We start from the raw sequence: 14,459 nt of genomic DNA, 5'->3' as shown, positions 1-14,459 counted from the left end.
GGGCGCGATTGTAGCGCGCACCCGCTGTGCGTCGGATAAACATCGGGAAGTGAATCGATGAACCGTTGCCGGTCAATCGAGAGAGGCGAGCGTCGAATCGGTCGTATCGACGACCATCAAGCCGGCGCGCAGGCCCGGCTTGACCTTCGGATTCGGAAACACGATGCGCTCTTCGTCGTGCGACACGCGATAACGATAATCGCCGTCGCGCGCGAGCTCGGTGCCGGCGGCGAACGCGGTGAAGTTGGGCACGTCGCTCGCCACGTTCAGCACGAATTGCTCGCTCTGCTTGTCGATTTGCGCGACGACCGTGAACACGCGCAGCGGCGCGCTTTCCTTCGCCGCCTCGCCCGCAATCAGGCGACGCAACGCCGCATCCGATGCGGCAAAACGCGCGAGATCGTTCTGACCGAACGGGCGCACCTTGCCGAGTTCGAGCGTGCAGGCGAGCGCCCCCGCGTGCTGCGCAGTGAAGTGCGTGAACGTGTTGCCCTTCTCGCGATGCAGGAGCACCGCCTGCAGACGCGCATCGCGCAGCCAGTCGAACATCGCGCGGGCGAGCGGCGCGCCGGTGTGCGGCAGTAACGCGAACTGCTCGAACACCGACGCGCGAATCGCCGTATGCATGTCGATGTGCCATTTCCGATGCGTGACGCCATCGAAGAACTTCAACGCGGCGTCTTCCAGTTCAGCGGCGCGCGGTGCTTCGCGGCTGTCGCGCAAATCCGCATGACGGCCGCTGAACAGGCGATTCAGGTCGTCGTCGAGATAGCGGTCGGCGGCACGCATCGCGTCGATGTTGCCGAGGATCACGAGCATGCGCGCGACGAGCGGCGCGCGGCCGTTCGCGATATCCGCGACAAGCGAGCACAGCATTTCGATCGGCGCGGTTTCGTCGCCGTGAATGCCCGCCGACGCGAGCACGCTATGCGTCGGTTCTGTCGCGGGTTCCAGCAGCAACACGCCCTCGCCCTGCCAGGTCCAGCGCACGCCCGAAGGCGCGACGCCCTGTGCGACGGAAGGGCGCCCGCCGTTGAGCGTGAAGGCGAGGAAGTCTTCGAGCAAGGACGAATCAGCGCTGAAAGTCATAGACGGCACCGAGTCCGAGGATGGTCGTCAGTTCGTCGAGCGCGCCGCGCGATTCGGCGAGCAGTTTCGGATCGGCGAGATCGGCGGGCGCGAGGCGATCGCGGTAATGCCTGTCGATCCACGCGTCGAGTTGCGTGAAAAGCGCGTCGTTCATCCACACGCGCGGGTTCACCGCGGCGCGCTCGGCGTCGTTCAGCACGACGCGCAGACGCAAACAAGCCGGCCCGCCGCCGTTCTTCATGCTTTCGCGCAGATCGAAGACGAGCACTTCGTCGATCGGCGTCTTGCGGCCGCCGAGGGAATCGAGATACGCCGCCACGCGCGCGTTCTCGCGGCATTCCTGCGGCACGACGAGCACTTGCCTGCCGTCCTCGCGCGACAACAACTGGCTATTGAAGAGATACGACGAAACCGCATCCTCGACGCTCACTTCGCTGTCCGGCACTTCGAGCGCGTGAAACGGCGTGCCTTGCGCGCCGAGCTTCTCGCGTAGCTCGTCGTAGACCTTGTGCTGATCGACGAACGCGCGCTCATGGCAAAAGAGCGTCGTGCGATTGCCGACCGCGATGACGTCGTTGTGGAACACGCCCGCATCTATTACATCGGGCGATTGCTGCGCGAACACGGTCGCATCGGCGGATAAACCGTGCAGGCGCGCGACCGCGCGGCTCGCTTCGAGCGTCTGACGCGCGGGATAGCGCTGCGGCTGCGAACCCTGGCCGTACTCGCTGCGCCCGTACACGAAGAACTCGACGCCCTTCTCGCCGTACTCGCGCGCAAAACGCGTATGGTTCGCCGCGCCTTCGTCGCCGAGCGCGGGCGTGCCGGGCAGCGCGTGATGAATGCGAAAGCGCGCTTCGTCGGCGAAGATCGCGCCAAGCGAGCGGCGCGTTTCGCCATGCTCGATCGCGCGATGCAGCTTGGCCGCGAGATTCGCCGGCGTGAAGTGGACGCGCCCGTCTTCCGTATCCGCGGACGGACTCACGGTCGCCGCATTCGCGGTCCACATCGCCGATGCGGAGCTCGCCGCCGCCAGCAGTTCCGGCGCTTCACGCGCGGCGCGGGCGATCACGCTGGCGTCGTCGCCGGAAAAGCCGACGGCGCGCAACAGCCTGATCGACGGGCGTTCGAGCGGCGGCAACACGCCCTGCCGAAAGCCGAGATCGGCGAGCCGCTTCATCTTGCGCAAGCCCTGCTTCGCGGCGGCCTTTGGATTGGCCACCGACTTCTCGTTGTTGCGCGACGCGACGTTGCCGAACGAGAGTCCCGCGTAGTTGTGCGTCGGGCCGACGAGCCCGTCGAAATTCGCTTCGGTTGCAAGCATGTTCATTTCCGCCGCTTAGAACGTAAGTCCCGGCGATACGCTCGCCGGCATCTGCAATTGCGCGCTTTCCACCGAGGCCATCGGATACGAGCAATAGTCCGCCGCGTAGTACGCGCTCGGCCGCTGATTGCCCGAACGTCCGATGCCGCCGAACGGCGCCGCCGACGATGCGCCGTTGGTCGGCCGGTTCCAGTTGACGATGCCCGCGCGGATCGTGCGCTGGAAATGCTTCCACGCGGATTCGTCGTCGGCGAGCAGGCCCGCGGACAAGCCGTAAGCGGTGTCGTTCGCGCGCTCGATGGCTTCGTCGAACGTCTTGTAGCGCGTGACCTGCACCATCGGGCCGAAGTGCTCTTCGTCGGGGACGTCGCGCGCGTTCGTCACGTCCAGGATCGCGGGCGAGACAAAGCCGAGATGCGCCGCGCGCTGCTTCATTTCGAGCGCGGGCTTCGCGCCGGCTTCGATCAGACGCGTCTGCGCATCGACGAGACGCGCCGCCGCGCGCGCCGAGATCACGGCGCCCATGTACGGCTGCGGCTCATCGTCGTATTTCCCGACGCGAATGTTCGCGCTCACTTCGATGAAGCGCTGCATGAAGCGCTCGCCGACGGCATCGTCGGGGACGAAGAGACGGCGCGCGCAGGTGCAGCGCTGGCCCGCCGACAGAAACGCCGATTGAATCGCGTGATGCACGGCGGCATCGACATCCTCGACGTTCGCGACGACGAGCGGATTGTTGCCGCCCATCTCCAGTGCGAGCACGATTTCGGGACGTCCGCCGAACTGCTTGTGCAAGAGCGTGCCGGTATCCGAGCTGCCGGTGAAGAAAAGCCCGTCGATCTGCCGATGATTCGCAAGCGCGACGCCCGTGTCCTTTTCGCCTTGCACGAGATTGAGCGCGCCTTCGGGCAAGCCAGCCTGAATCCACAGCGCGACGGTTGCGGCCGCGACGCCGGGCGCGAGTTCGGACGGCTTGAACACGACCGTATTGCCCGCGATGAGCGCCGGCACGATATGTCCGTTCGGCAGATGCCCCGGAAAGTTGTACGGCCCGAACACGGCGACGACGCCATGCGGACGATGCCGCAGCACCGCGACGCCATCGGCCATCGGCGCGCGCTTTTCGCCGGTGCGCTCGTGATACGCCTGCACGGAGATATCGACCTTCGCGGCCATCGACGCCACTTCCGTGCGCGCTTCCCACAGCGGCTTGCCGGTTTCGCGGCCGATCGCGTTTGCGAGCGCTTCCTTGTTCTCGTTGAGCAAGGCGGCGAAGCGTTTGGCGACCGCGACGCGCTCGTCGAACGACAGCGCCGACCACGACGCGAACGCGCGCCGCGCCGACGACACCGCGCGATCCACGTCTTGCGCGGATGCGCTCTTGCCCTGCCACACGGTTTCATCGGTGCCGGGATCGCGCGATGCAAACGCCGCGCCCTTGCCGTCCTGCCACTCACCGCCGATATACAACTGGTTCGAAATATCCATGTCGTGTCTCATTTACTTGGCGCGCGGATGAGAAGTCAGCACGCGCACCTGATCGCCTTCCTTCACGCGCAACGCCGCGGCTTCTTCCGCCGTCAGCAGGAACGCGCCGTCCTCGATCGCGCCCGTCGTCGCGCCGCAGCGGAAATCTTCGAGCAAGGTGTTCGATACGAGGCTTTTGGCATCGCTGCCCGTGTCGCTTCGATCGCCGATACGCACGCGCGCGATCACGCTCTCGCGCACCGTGCGCAAGTCCGCGATGTGGCATTCAAGCACCGGACCGGCATCGAAGATATCGACGTGATTCTCGTAACGCAGCCCTTCCGCCTCGAGCATCTTGCGTGCGGGCGCGGTGTCCCTGTGCGTGACGCCAACCGCCTGTTGCGCGGTCTCCGGCAGCAAGTCCAGATACACCGGATAGCGCGGCATCAGTTCGGCGACGAACGACTTCTTGCCGTGCGAGCTCAGATAATCCGCTTCGTTGAAATCGATCTGATAGAAATGCGAGCCGACCGCGTTCCAGAACGGCGACTCGCCGTTTTCGTCGAAGTGGCCGCGCAATTCCGCGCACAAACGCTGCGGAAAGCGATCCGCGAACTGCGCGATGAACATGAAGCGCGAGCGCGACAACAGGCCGCCCACGCCCGCCGTGCGATAGCGCGGGCTGAGAAAGAGCGAACAGACTTCCGCATAACCCGTCAGATCGTGCGAGATATTGAGCAGCGACATGCGTGTCCACACGCGCATGTCCTGGCTCGCGTGCACGACCGTCGATACGCGATAGTTGTAGAACGGCTGCTCCAGTCCGACTTCCGTTTCGATGCCGCACACGCCCGCGACATCGCCGGTCGCGGTGTCTTCCATCACGAAGAAATAGCCTGCTTCGAAGGCTTGCGCTTCACCGGTCAGCGTGCGGCGCGCGCGTTCGACGCGTGCCGCGAGCGCGCCGCGATCCGGCTTGAACGTGGTGAGGCCCGGGCCCGTTTCCTGGGCGAGCGCGACGAGCGCGTCGACATCGCCCGGCTGCGTGCATCGCACGACGATCATTGCAATTCTCCCGATGCCTGATGCAACGGCACGCAACGCACCGTGTCCTTGTCTTCGACGCCGAGCGCATCGCGCGCCTGTGCGGTCAATTCGGCGCCGTCCGCGCGCGTGCCCGCGAGTCCCGCGACGATGCAACGGAACGCATGCGCGCCGCCCGCCGCGACGAGATACGGCGCGCCGCTTTCGACGGCGGCATCGCGCACGGCGCGCAATTCGCCCGAACTCGCCGACGCGCTTTTGTCGACGGCGATCGTCAGCACCGGACCGGCATCGAAAATATCGACGTAACGATCCGGCTCGAAGCCTTCCTCGAGATGAATGTCGTAGGCGAGCAGCGTGCTTTCGTTCGGCTCGCCGAGCACGCGCTGCGCATCGCCGGGCAGCAGCGGCACATAGAGCGGATAGCTCGGCATCACTTCCGCGATGAACGTGCGGCTGCGTCCGCCCGATTCCGATTCGACCTGTTCGAAGTCGCGGCCGAAGAACTTGCGTCCGACCGCGTCCCAGAACGGCGACGCGCCTGATTCGTCGGTGACGCCCAGCATCAGCGAGAAGACTTCGCTGGAGAAGCGCTTGCGATTCGCCGCGATGTAGATCATGCGTGCGCGCGACAAGAGATGCGCGGCCGCTTCGTTCGCTTCGTCGCGCAACGACGGATCGATATAAAAGCCCGTCAGACGGCTCTTGCCCGTCAGTTCGTGCGACATCGTGAGCGCGTGGATTTTTCGGTTCACCTTGAGTTCGCGCGAGGCGTGAATCAGCGCATCGTTGCGAAACGCGTAGAACGGCTCGGAATACCCCGCCGACGCGACGATGCTCGACGTGCCGAGCAACTTGCCTGTCTGCGAGTCTTCGAGCACGAAGAGATAGAACTCCTCGCCGGGAAATTCCACTTCGGCGCGAAACGAGTCTTCCGAGAGCGCGACGCGCGTTTCGAGCGCGCGCCGGTCGCGCGGCAACGAGTGCAGCACGGGCAGCGCGGCGCGCGCCATGCGTTCGAGCTCGTCGAGATCGGAGAGTCTTGCGGGGCGGACGAAGAGCATCATCGGATTCCGTTGGTCACTTGACCGCAACCGTGCCGACGACCTGCTCGATCGCCTTTTCGATGCGCGCGAAGCCTTCGTCGAGATCGGCCATCGGCATGATGAGCGACGGCGCGAAGCGCAGCACGTTCGGCCCCGCGATCAGCATGATGACGCCGTTCGCGGCCGCCGCGTTGAGCACGTCCTTCGCGCGGTCCTTGTAGCTGTCGTTCAGTTCCGCGCCGATCAGCAGGCCGCGTCCGCGTATCTCGCTGAACATGCCGAAGCGCTCGTTGATGCGCTCCAGATGCGCCTTGATCGCTTTGCTGCGTTCGGCGACACCTTCGAGCAGCTTCGGATCGCTGATGAGTTCGACGACTTTCTCCGCGATCGACGCGCCGAGCGGATTGCCGCCGTAAGTCGTGCCGTGCACGCCGACCTTGAAGTGCGCGGCGATGTCGTTCGTGGTCAGCATCACGCCGATCGGAAAGCCGTTGCCCAGCGCCTTCGCGCTCGTCAGGATGTCCGGCGTCACGCCGTACTGCATGTACGCGTAAAACGTGCCGGTGCGGCCGACGCCGGTCTGCACTTCATCGAAAATCAGCAGCGCGCCGTGCTTGTCGCAGGCTTCGCGCAAGCCCTTCAAAAACGCGGGATCGGCGGGCAGCACGCCGCCTTCGCCTTGCACCGGCTCGACGATGACCGCGCACGTCTTCGGCCCGATGGCTTCCAGCGCCTTCGGCAAATCGTTGTACGGCAGATGACGGATACCCGCCGGCTGCGGACCGAAGCCTTCCGCATACTTCGGCTGTCCGCCGACGCTCACCGTGAAGAACGTGCGCCCGTGGAACGACTGGGTGAACGAGATGATTTCGATCTTGTCGTCGCCGTGATTGTCGATTGCGTAACGGCGCGCGAGCTTCAGCGCCGCTTCGTTGGCTTCCGCGCCCGAATTCGCGAAGAACGCGCGGTCGGCGAAGGTGAGATCGGTCAGGCGTTTCGCGAGGCGCAACACCGGCGCGTTCGTGTAACCGTTGCCGATGTGCCAGAGCTTCTCGCCCTGCTCGTGCAGCACTTTCAGCAGTTCCGGATGACCGTGGCCCAGCGCCGTCACCGCGATACCGCCGGCGAAATCGACATAATCGCGGCCTTCGGTGTCCCAGACGCGCGAGCCGCGACCCCGGTCGGGCACGAAATTGGCCGGCGCGAACACCGGAACCATTACTTCGTCGAACGTACCGCGATTCACATTGATGTCGGTCATGAGCCACTCCTCGGTTTGAGCATTACGTCGATATTAGGCAATCGCCCGCGTTCCGTCTTGCGCGTTCGCGACATGCTTCGATGAGCTTTTCCGCAGATACCGTGCAGCTTCTATGCCGCGCCGGGCGGCTCGATCAGCGCGCCGCCGCGCGGTTCGTCGATCGCGCCGCCGCGCTGCTTTTCGATCCAGTTACGGCGCTCCTCGCGCGGCGTCACGCCGAAACGGTCGCGATACGCATTGGAAAAATGCGCCGCCGATGAAAACCCGCACGCGAGACTGATCTGCACCACCGATTTGCTCGTGCGCTGCAGTTGCGTGCGCGCCTTCGTGAGACGCAGATTGAGGTAATACTTCGACGGCATCGCGCCGAGATACTGACGAAAGAGCCGCTCCAGCTGCCGGCGCGAAATGCCGACGAGATTCGCGATTTCATCGGTGGCGAGCGGGTCTTCGATATTCGCTTCCATCAGTTGAAGCGCGTCGTTCAGGCGCGGATGCCGCTCGCCCGGCGCCGTGACGAACGGAATGCGCTGACGCTCCGTGCCCGCGCGCAAGGTGCCGATGCCGAGCGAATCCGCGATGCGCTCCGCGAGGTCCGGGCCGTGATCGCGCGCGATCATCGCGAGCATGAAATCGATGGCCGCTTGCCCGCCGGAACAAGTAGCGCGATCGCGGTCGATTTCGAAAATCTGCTGGCTGACGATCGCGCGCTCGAACTGCTCGGTGAACTGCTGATACGTTTCCCAGTTCACCGCGACGCGATATTGCGAAAGCTGCCCGGCCATCGCGAGCCACCATACGCCGTGATGAATGCCGGAAACGAGCGGCGTACGCGGCGCGACGCGCGCGAGGCTCGCGAGAAAGAGCCGGTAATCGGCGAACTGCTGATAGCGCTCCGACACGACGATGAGCCAGTCGCAACGCACGGCGTCGTTGAACGCGCAATCGGCGGGAAGCTGTGCGCCGCCCGAAAGCGGCACCGGACGGCCGTCCCACGAACAGATGCGCCATTCGTAGAGACGATGCCCGTCGATTTCATTGGCGAGCGAAAGACTGTCGATGATCGGCCCAATGCCGCTCATCGACACCGGCGGCAGCGCGACGATCGCAACTTGCAGCGTCACGTTACTTGAGGCTGCCCGACAGGAACTGGCGCAGACGCTCGCTCTTCGGCGCGCTCAGCACTTCGGACGGCGCGCCCTCTTCTTCCGTGCGTCCCTGATGCAGGAACATGACGTGATTCGACACGTTGCGCGCGAAGCCCATTTCATGCGTGACGACGATCATCGTGCGGCCTTCTTCGGCGAGACGCTGCATCACCTTCAGCACTTCGCCGACGAGCTCGGGATCGAGCGCGGACGTGGGTTCGTCGAAGAGCATGACATCCGGATGCATCGCGAGCGCGCGCGCAATCGCGACGCGCTGCTGCTGACCGCCCGACAGATGCGACGGATACTGCTTCTCGACGCGCGGCGGCAGGCCCACTTTCTCGAGATATTCGCGCGCACGATCCTCGGCTTCCTTCTTCGATATGCCCAGCACATGCAGCGGCGCTTCCATCACGTTCTCGATGGCCGTCATGTGCGACCACAGGTTGAAGTGCTGGAAGACCATCGCGAGCTTCGTGCGTACGCGCTGCAACTGCTTGTGATCCGCGACTTCGAGATTGCCGGATTTATCGGTCTTGGTGCGAACGGCTTCGCCATCGACGATGATCTGCCCCGCGTTCGGCCGCTCCAGAAAGTTGATGCAGCGCAGAAACGTGCTCTTGCCCGAGCCGCTCGCGCCGATGATGCTGATCACATCGCCCGCTTTGGCCGCGAGCGAGACGCCCTTCAGCACTTCGTTGTCGCCGTAGCGCTTGTGAATGTCCTCGGCGACGAGCTTGGTCGCGACGTCTTTGGCGGTTGGCTGCAACGCTTTCTCCTCGGGTGATGACAGGGTGTGACGCATGGCTTCGAATTTTACCGCTCGTTAATGACGCACAGCGCGCACCGCGCCCGCCGGCCGCAGATACGCGAGCCAGCGCCGCTCGGCGCGCCGGAATGCCGCGACCAGCGCGAACGAGATCGCGACATACAGCAGCGCCGCGATGCCGAACGATTCGAACGACTGATAGGTCGCCGAATTCGCATCGCGCGCGACCTTCAGGATGTCCGGCACGGTCGCGGTGAAGGCGACGGTCGTCGCGTGCAGCATCAGGATCACTTCGTTGCTGTACAAAGGCAAGGCGCGCCGCAGCGCGGACGGCAGGATGATGCGGCGATACATCGTGAAGGTGCTCATGCCGTAAGCGCGCGCCGCTTCCACTTCGCCGTGCGCGATGCCGCGAATCGCGCCGGCGAAGATTTCGGTGGTATAGGCGCAGGTGTTGAGCGCGAACGCGAGGATCGCGCAATTGAAGCCGCTTTTGAAAAACGCTTCGAGCAAGGACTGCGTACGCACGAATTCCAGGCTGTACATGCCGGTGTAGAGCAGCAGCAGTTGCACGTAAAGCGGCGTGCCGCGAAACACGTACGTGTAGAGGCGCACGGGCGTCGAAAGCCAGCGGTTGCGCGACACGCGCGCGCAGGCGAGCGGCACCGCCGCGCAGAAGCCGAGCGCGATCGACGCCGCGAGCAGCCACAACGTGACGACGAGGCCCGACGCGCGCATGCCGTCGGAATACAGGAACGGACGCCACCATTCGGCGAAGATCTGGATCATGGCTTTTTGCTCGCTGGCAGGAGTCAGAGTTCGGCGTGCCGCACGCCGATCGAATAGCGGCGCTCGAGCGCCATCAACACGAGGTTCGATGCGCTCGTGATCGCGAGATAGATCAGCGCCGCGATCAGGATGAAGAAGAACATGTTGAACGTGCTCTTGCCCGCGTCCTGCGCCGCCTTGACGACATCCGCGAGACCGATGATCGACACGAGCGCCGTCGCCTTCACGAGCACCTGCCAGTTGTTGCCGATGCCCGGCAGCGCGAAACGCATCATCTGCGGAAAGAGAATGCGGCCGAACACGCGCATGCCGCTCATGCCGTACGCACTGCCCGCTTCGAGTTGCCCGCGCGGCACCGCCAGAAACGCGCCGCGAAACGTCTCGGTGAAATACGCGCCGTAGATGAAGCCGAGCGTGAGCACGCCGGCCGTGAACGGATCGATGTCGAACTGACTCCAGCCGAAGGCATCGGTGACATTGTTGATCGCGATCTGAATGCTGTAGAAGAGCAGCAGCATCAACACGAGGTCGGGAACCGAGCGGATGAGCGTCGTGTATGCGGTCGCGACGGCGCGCAAAGGCGCGTGACGCGAAAGTTTCGCGGATGCGCCGGCCAAGCCGAGCAGCACCGATACCGCGAGAGACAGCACCGCGAGCGCGAGCGTCTCTTTGGCGCCCGCCCAGAGGAGCGGGCCGAAGCCGTACAGGATCAAGAGTCGCCTCCATCGTCTTCGTTGAAAGAAGCGGAGCGCGACTACGAGCGCTCCGGCGATTGGCGGCGATACTCGCAAGCGAAAATTAATCGCTCAATTGTGATGAAACGTCTTTGCTGCGATGCAGCACGACGACGCGGTGAGCCGTCACGCGGCCACGGGCCCGCCGCGCAACGCTGTTCGCACGCGACAGACAGGAAAACCCCGATGCGCGCGGAATCCGGAAATTGCGGTTTTCAGGTCGCATTTTCGATAGACCGCGCGCCCGTCGATCCCGCGATTTTTACGCGCGCGCGACGTCCCGCACGCGTTGCGCGACCTGCCCGTTCGCCACGGCGATCTCCGGGCTGTCCTGCAGCAAAGGCAGGAATTGCTCGGCGAATGCCGGATCGCGCGTGCCGGCGCTGAACATGTCGACGACGGCTTGCGCGTGCGCGATGCGCGCGTCGGCGGTGGCTTCCTCGTCGTCGAGGACGTCGTCGATGGCGGCGATGAGCGTCGAGAACGGCGTAAGCCAGCGATACGCCGATCCGTTGATCACGATCTGCAGGAATTCGCCCGGCGACGTCGGCCCGAACTCGGCCTCGTGGCGCGCGCGCAAATGCGCAAGCACGCTGCGATGAAGCACGAGCAGCGGATGCCGCACGTCGCGCAGGAAAGCGGTGGCGGTCGGGTCGTTCATCGGAGTGGTCATGATCGGGCCTCGTCAGGAAACATCGTAGATAAGGACGAATCGAGGCCGATCAAGCGGCGCGCGTCTTGCCCGCGTAGCGGATGAATTCCGCGGCCGTGAGCGGCGCCGAAAACAGCCAGCCCTGCCCGAACCGCGCGCCGCGCGCGAGCAGATACGCAGCCTGTTCCTCACGCTCGATGCCTTCGGCGATCACCTGCACGTCGAGCGTCGCGGCCATGTCGATGATGTGCGACGCGACGCTGCTCGACGCCGCGTCCTGCCCGACGGTATCGACGAACGACTTGTCGATCTTCAGGCCGTCGATGCGAAAGTTTTGCAAGTGCGAGAGGCTCGAATAACCGGTGCCGAAATCGTCGAGATAGACGGCATGGCCCGCTTCGCGAAACGCGCCGATGACTTCCTTGGCGGCATCGGCGTCGAGAAAGCTGCGCTCGGTGGCCTCGATGTGAATCTGCTCCGGCCGCACGCCCTGCTGCGCGATCGCGGGGCCGAGCACGTCGAGAAAGCGATGCGTGGTGAGATCCGGCGCGGACAGATTCACCGACACGTAGTACTCCGGGTAGCGCTTAAGAAAGTCGCCGAGTTCGAGCAGGATCGTGTCGAGCACCTGATCGGTGATCGCCTGGATCAGCCCCTGATGCTCCGCGAGCGGGATGAAATGATCGGGCCGCACGATGCGATCGTGATACTTCCAGCGCACGAGCGCCTCCGCGCCGACGCAGCGCCGCGTGGCGAGATCGACGATCGGCTGATACGCGACGATGAACTGATGCCGCCGCACCGCATCGCTCAACTGGCCGCGCGGCGAGAGCCGTCGCACGAAGAAGAACGCCGCCCAGCTCGCGAGCGCGAGCCCGACCACGACGCCGCCGAGCAGCCAGCCCCACGGCAGCGTGCGCAGGCGCTGGCGCAGCGTCTGATGCGGCGCGCTCACGACGACCGCGAGCGGCATCGACACGGAACGGCGCACGACGTACGGCGAGTCGTCGCGCACGGGCGGCTCGGTGCGATAGACGGCGAGGATCGCGTTGGCGTCGGTGGCGGGCGTGGTCGCGATCACGCGGCTCACTTCCGTGTTGATGACGGCGACGCCGCTCGCGACCTCGTCGTTCGCGTCGAGCGTGTCGACGTAAAGCGATGGATCGGCGGCGACGTAGAAGCCGTTGCGCCCCATCACGAGCGAAGACTTGCCGCCCGGCAGACGCGACAGCCCGTACCACGCCATCACGCCGTCGCGCGAGCGCCAGTCGGGCGGCGGCAGCGTGAGGCCGTCGAGCACGCCCGCCGACACCGCGCCCAGGAGCGACGAACATTGCCAGCGGCCGTCGCGATCGTAAGCGCCGGCGTCGCGCACCTGCTCGTGCGTGAGCGCGATGCGTCGCAACTCCTGCAGATACGGCGTCGAACACGGCACGGCCGCCACTTTGCCGATTTCCCCGAGCGCGCCCGACAGCCGCCGCGTGACATCTTCGGCGCGAAAGAGCGCGGCGGCCGCGACCGTGTTCAGGCGCGCGGTCTCGTCATGCCGCTGACTGCGCTGCGCGAACAAAAAGCCGATCCCCGCCGGCGCCAGCGCCGCGATTCCCACGATGACGATCAGAAGCGCCGCCAGCGCCCCACGTTGAATTTTGTTCATTGCGTCTTATGGACCGCGGCGCAAAGACTGTCGCGCGCGCGTTGTGTATTTCCTGTCCGACGTGGCCGGCGTGCGTTGCGCCGCGCCCGAGTCTCGGACAAACGACTTAGTGTAGGGGTCGCGCATCGCTCGATTCAACGTTTTCTTTGCCCGAAAACGCTGCCTTTTGGTGGTCTTCCGCACGGCCCGCGCAAGCCTTTTTTGCCGCCGATGCACCGTGCGAAAATGGCCAGACCAGAAACCGCGTTTTCCTTGCATCGAACGACAGACATGGCCTCCGACGTTTCCTCCCGACCGCTCGTGCGCGACGCCGCGCAAGGCGACTTCGACGCCATCGCGCGCATTTACTCGCACTACGTCGAAAACGCGCTCGCGACTTTCGAAGAGATCGCGCCGTCGGTCGACGACATGCGCGCGCGTCACGCGGCCATCGCGGCGGCGAGCTTGCCGTATCTCGTCGCGGAGCTGGACGGACGGCTGGCGGGCTATGCGTATGCGTCGGCATACCGGCCGCGCTCGGCTTACCGGCATACGATCGAAGATTCGGTCTACGTCGCCGATGGTTTCGGTCGCCGCGGCGTCGGCCTCGCGCTGCTCACGGCGCTCATCGAACGATGCGAGCGCGGACCGTGGCGGCAGATGATCGCGGTGATCGGCAACAGCGGCAACGCCGGCTCGATCGCGCTGCATGCGCGGCTCGGGTTCGAACATGTCGGCGTGCTGCGCGACGTCGGCTTCAAGCACGGACGATGGGTCGATACAGTGCTCATGCAGCGCGCGCTGAAAGACGGCTCGGACGTGGCGGCATGACCGGCCGCGTCGAGCGGCTATGATTCGATATTTGCCTCCCGCGCGTTTTCCGCTTTGCCAACGTACACTCTCGCCGCTTCCGTCAGCGCTGAAATCGACATCCGCAAGAGCCGCTTCATCGCGCTCGCGATACCCGTCGCGGATCGCGACGAAGCCATGCGCGAGCTCGAGCGCCTGCGCGCCGAGCATCCGGGCGCGACGCATGTCTGCTGGGCGCTCCTCGCGGGCGGCCAGTCGGGCATGTCCGACGACGGCGAGCCTTCCGGCACCGCCGGACGGCCGATTCTCGAAGTGCTGCGGCATCACGAAGTCGATGGCGTGCTGGCCGCGGTCGTGCGCTATTACGGCGGCATCAAGCTCGGCGCGGGCGGCCTCGTGCGCGCCTACACCGATGCGATCGCAAGCGCGATGCAGTCGGCCGAGCGCGTCGAGCGCATCGAACGCGGGCTGATCGGCATCGACATCGACTATGCCGACGAAGCGCGCGTGCGCCGATGGATCGAGCAGCACGACGCCGAACTCGTGCAAAGCGAATATGGGATGACCGTGCGCCTCGTCGTGCGGATGGCCGCGATCGCTCGCGAGCCGGCCGCCGCCGAATTGCGCGATCTCACCAACGGCCGCGCGAACGTCGAGGTACAGGCGTGAATGACGACGAGCCGCGCGCCT

At 65.1% G+C, this 14,459-nt stretch carries 14 protein-coding genes; 2 read left to right on the top strand and 12 right to left on the bottom strand.

The genetic code is table 11. The annotated features are described in order from the left end of the window. Positions 1-72: 72 nt before the first annotated feature. From astE to NCR93_RS05460, 12 genes are all read right to left on the bottom strand, one after another. Positions 73-1,089, bottom strand: a complete 1,017-nt coding sequence (astE, locus tag NCR93_RS05515) for a succinylglutamate desuccinylase (protein ID WP_175979944.1) — start codon at positions 1,087-1,089, stop codon at positions 73-75. Beyond that, entirely contained in the window at positions 1,073-2,413 is a 1,341-nt protein-coding gene (gene astB / locus NCR93_RS05510) for an N-succinylarginine dihydrolase (RefSeq protein WP_008350361.1), read from the bottom strand. Before astB ends, astE begins: the two co-directional genes overlap by 17 nt. Positions 2,414-2,428: 15 nt before the next feature. After that, entirely contained in the window at positions 2,429-3,901 is a 1,473-nt protein-coding gene (astD, locus tag NCR93_RS05505) for a succinylglutamate-semialdehyde dehydrogenase (protein WP_175979943.1), read from the bottom strand. 12 nt (positions 3,902-3,913) lie between these two features. Further along, positions 3,914-4,945: an arginine N-succinyltransferase gene (gene astA, locus NCR93_RS05500; RefSeq protein WP_034472088.1), complete on the bottom strand. Its 1,032-nt coding sequence runs from the start codon at positions 4,943-4,945 to the stop codon at positions 3,914-3,916. Continuing rightward, the gene (aruF, locus tag NCR93_RS05495; RefSeq protein ID WP_033537219.1) at positions 4,942-5,988 is read right to left on the bottom strand and encodes an arginine/ornithine succinyltransferase subunit alpha; all 1,047 of its coding nucleotides are present in this window, start codon (positions 5,986-5,988) and stop codon (positions 4,942-4,944) included. The genes astA and aruF overlap by 4 nt, the downstream gene beginning before the upstream one ends. A gap of 16 nt (positions 5,989-6,004) precedes the next feature. Then, positions 6,005-7,231, bottom strand: coding sequence for an aspartate aminotransferase family protein (locus NCR93_RS05490; protein ID WP_008350365.1), 1,227 nt, complete (start codon positions 7,229-7,231; stop codon positions 6,005-6,007). Between the two features lie 110 nt (positions 7,232-7,341). After that, a complete protein-coding gene (locus tag NCR93_RS05485; protein WP_235366349.1) occupies positions 7,342-8,313 on the bottom strand; it encodes a GlxA family transcriptional regulator in 972 nt (323 codons plus the stop codon). Between the two features lie 43 nt (positions 8,314-8,356). After that, positions 8,357-9,184: an ABC transporter ATP-binding protein gene (locus tag NCR93_RS05480; RefSeq protein WP_051996525.1), complete on the bottom strand. Its 828-nt coding sequence runs from the start codon at positions 9,182-9,184 to the stop codon at positions 8,357-8,359. A 21-nt stretch (positions 9,185-9,205) separates the two neighbouring features. After that, entirely contained in the window at positions 9,206-9,937 is a 732-nt protein-coding gene (locus NCR93_RS05475; RefSeq protein WP_008350370.1) for an ABC transporter permease, read from the bottom strand. Between the two features lie 23 nt (positions 9,938-9,960). Next, positions 9,961-10,650, bottom strand: coding sequence for an ABC transporter permease (locus tag NCR93_RS05470; protein ID WP_008350371.1), 690 nt, complete (start codon positions 10,648-10,650; stop codon positions 9,961-9,963). Between the two features lie 283 nt (positions 10,651-10,933). Further along, positions 10,934-11,332 carry a hypothetical protein gene (locus tag NCR93_RS05465; RefSeq protein ID WP_033537211.1) on the bottom strand — a complete coding sequence of 133 codons (399 nt, stop codon included), beginning with the start codon at positions 11,330-11,332 and terminating at the stop codon, positions 10,934-10,936. A 61-nt stretch (positions 11,333-11,393) separates the two neighbouring features. Continuing rightward, positions 11,394-12,980: an EAL domain-containing protein gene (locus tag NCR93_RS05460; RefSeq protein WP_008350376.1), complete on the bottom strand. Its 1,587-nt coding sequence runs from the start codon at positions 12,978-12,980 to the stop codon at positions 11,394-11,396. A gap of 270 nt (positions 12,981-13,250) precedes the next feature. Here NCR93_RS05460 and NCR93_RS05455 point away from each other — a divergent pair, with 270 nt between their 5' ends. Next, positions 13,251-13,790: a GNAT family N-acetyltransferase gene (locus NCR93_RS05455; RefSeq protein ID WP_250532182.1), complete on the top strand. Its 540-nt coding sequence runs from the start codon at positions 13,251-13,253 to the stop codon at positions 13,788-13,790. A gap of 54 nt (positions 13,791-13,844) precedes the next feature. Further along, positions 13,845-14,438, top strand: coding sequence for an IMPACT family protein (locus tag NCR93_RS05450; RefSeq protein WP_175979941.1), 594 nt, complete (start codon positions 13,845-13,847; stop codon positions 14,436-14,438). Positions 14,439-14,459 lie beyond the last annotated feature (21 nt).

It is taken from the genome of Caballeronia sp. ATUFL_F1_KS39 (assembly GCF_023630985.1).
Lineage (GTDB): Bacteria > Pseudomonadota > Gammaproteobacteria > Burkholderiales > Burkholderiaceae > Caballeronia > Caballeronia zhejiangensis.
This window is presented reverse-complemented; position numbering and strand designations above follow the sequence as displayed.

What these genes read in the sequence shown, in the direction of transcription:
- aruF (WP_033537219.1), bottom strand. Translation starts at nt 5,988, where the DNA reads ATGCTCTTCGTCCGCCCCGCAAGACTCTCCGATCTCGACGAGCTCGAA.
- NCR93_RS05490 (WP_008350365.1), bottom strand. Translation starts at nt 7,231, where the DNA reads ATGACCGACATCAATGTGAATCGCGGTACGTTCGACGAAGTAATGGTT.
- astE (WP_175979944.1), bottom strand. Translation starts at nt 1,089, where the DNA reads ATGACTTTCAGCGCTGATTCGTCCTTGCTCGAAGACTTCCTCGCCTTC.
- NCR93_RS05465 (WP_033537211.1), bottom strand. Translation starts at nt 11,332, where the DNA reads ATGAACGACCCGACCGCCACCGCTTTCCTGCGCGACGTGCGGCATCCG.
- astA (WP_034472088.1), bottom strand. Translation starts at nt 4,945, where the DNA reads ATGATCGTCGTGCGATGCACGCAGCCGGGCGATGTCGACGCGCTCGTC.
- NCR93_RS05475 (WP_008350370.1), bottom strand. Translation starts at nt 9,937, where the DNA reads ATGATCCAGATCTTCGCCGAATGGTGGCGTCCGTTCCTGTATTCCGAC.
- astB (WP_008350361.1), bottom strand. Translation starts at nt 2,413, where the DNA reads ATGCTTGCAACCGAAGCGAATTTCGACGGGCTCGTCGGCCCGACGCAC.
- NCR93_RS05460 (WP_008350376.1), bottom strand. Translation starts at nt 12,980, where the DNA reads ATGAACAAAATTCAACGTGGGGCGCTGGCGGCGCTTCTGATCGTCATC.
- NCR93_RS05480 (WP_051996525.1), bottom strand. Translation starts at nt 9,184, where the DNA reads ATGCGTCACACCCTGTCATCACCCGAGGAGAAAGCGTTGCAGCCAACC.
- astD (WP_175979943.1), bottom strand. Translation starts at nt 3,901, where the DNA reads ATGGATATTTCGAACCAGTTGTATATCGGCGGTGAGTGGCAGGACGGC.
- NCR93_RS05455 (WP_250532182.1), top strand. Translation starts at nt 13,251, where the DNA reads ATGGCCTCCGACGTTTCCTCCCGACCGCTCGTGCGCGACGCCGCGCAA.
- NCR93_RS05485 (WP_235366349.1), bottom strand. Translation starts at nt 8,313, where the DNA reads ATGAGCGGCATTGGGCCGATCATCGACAGTCTTTCGCTCGCCAATGAA.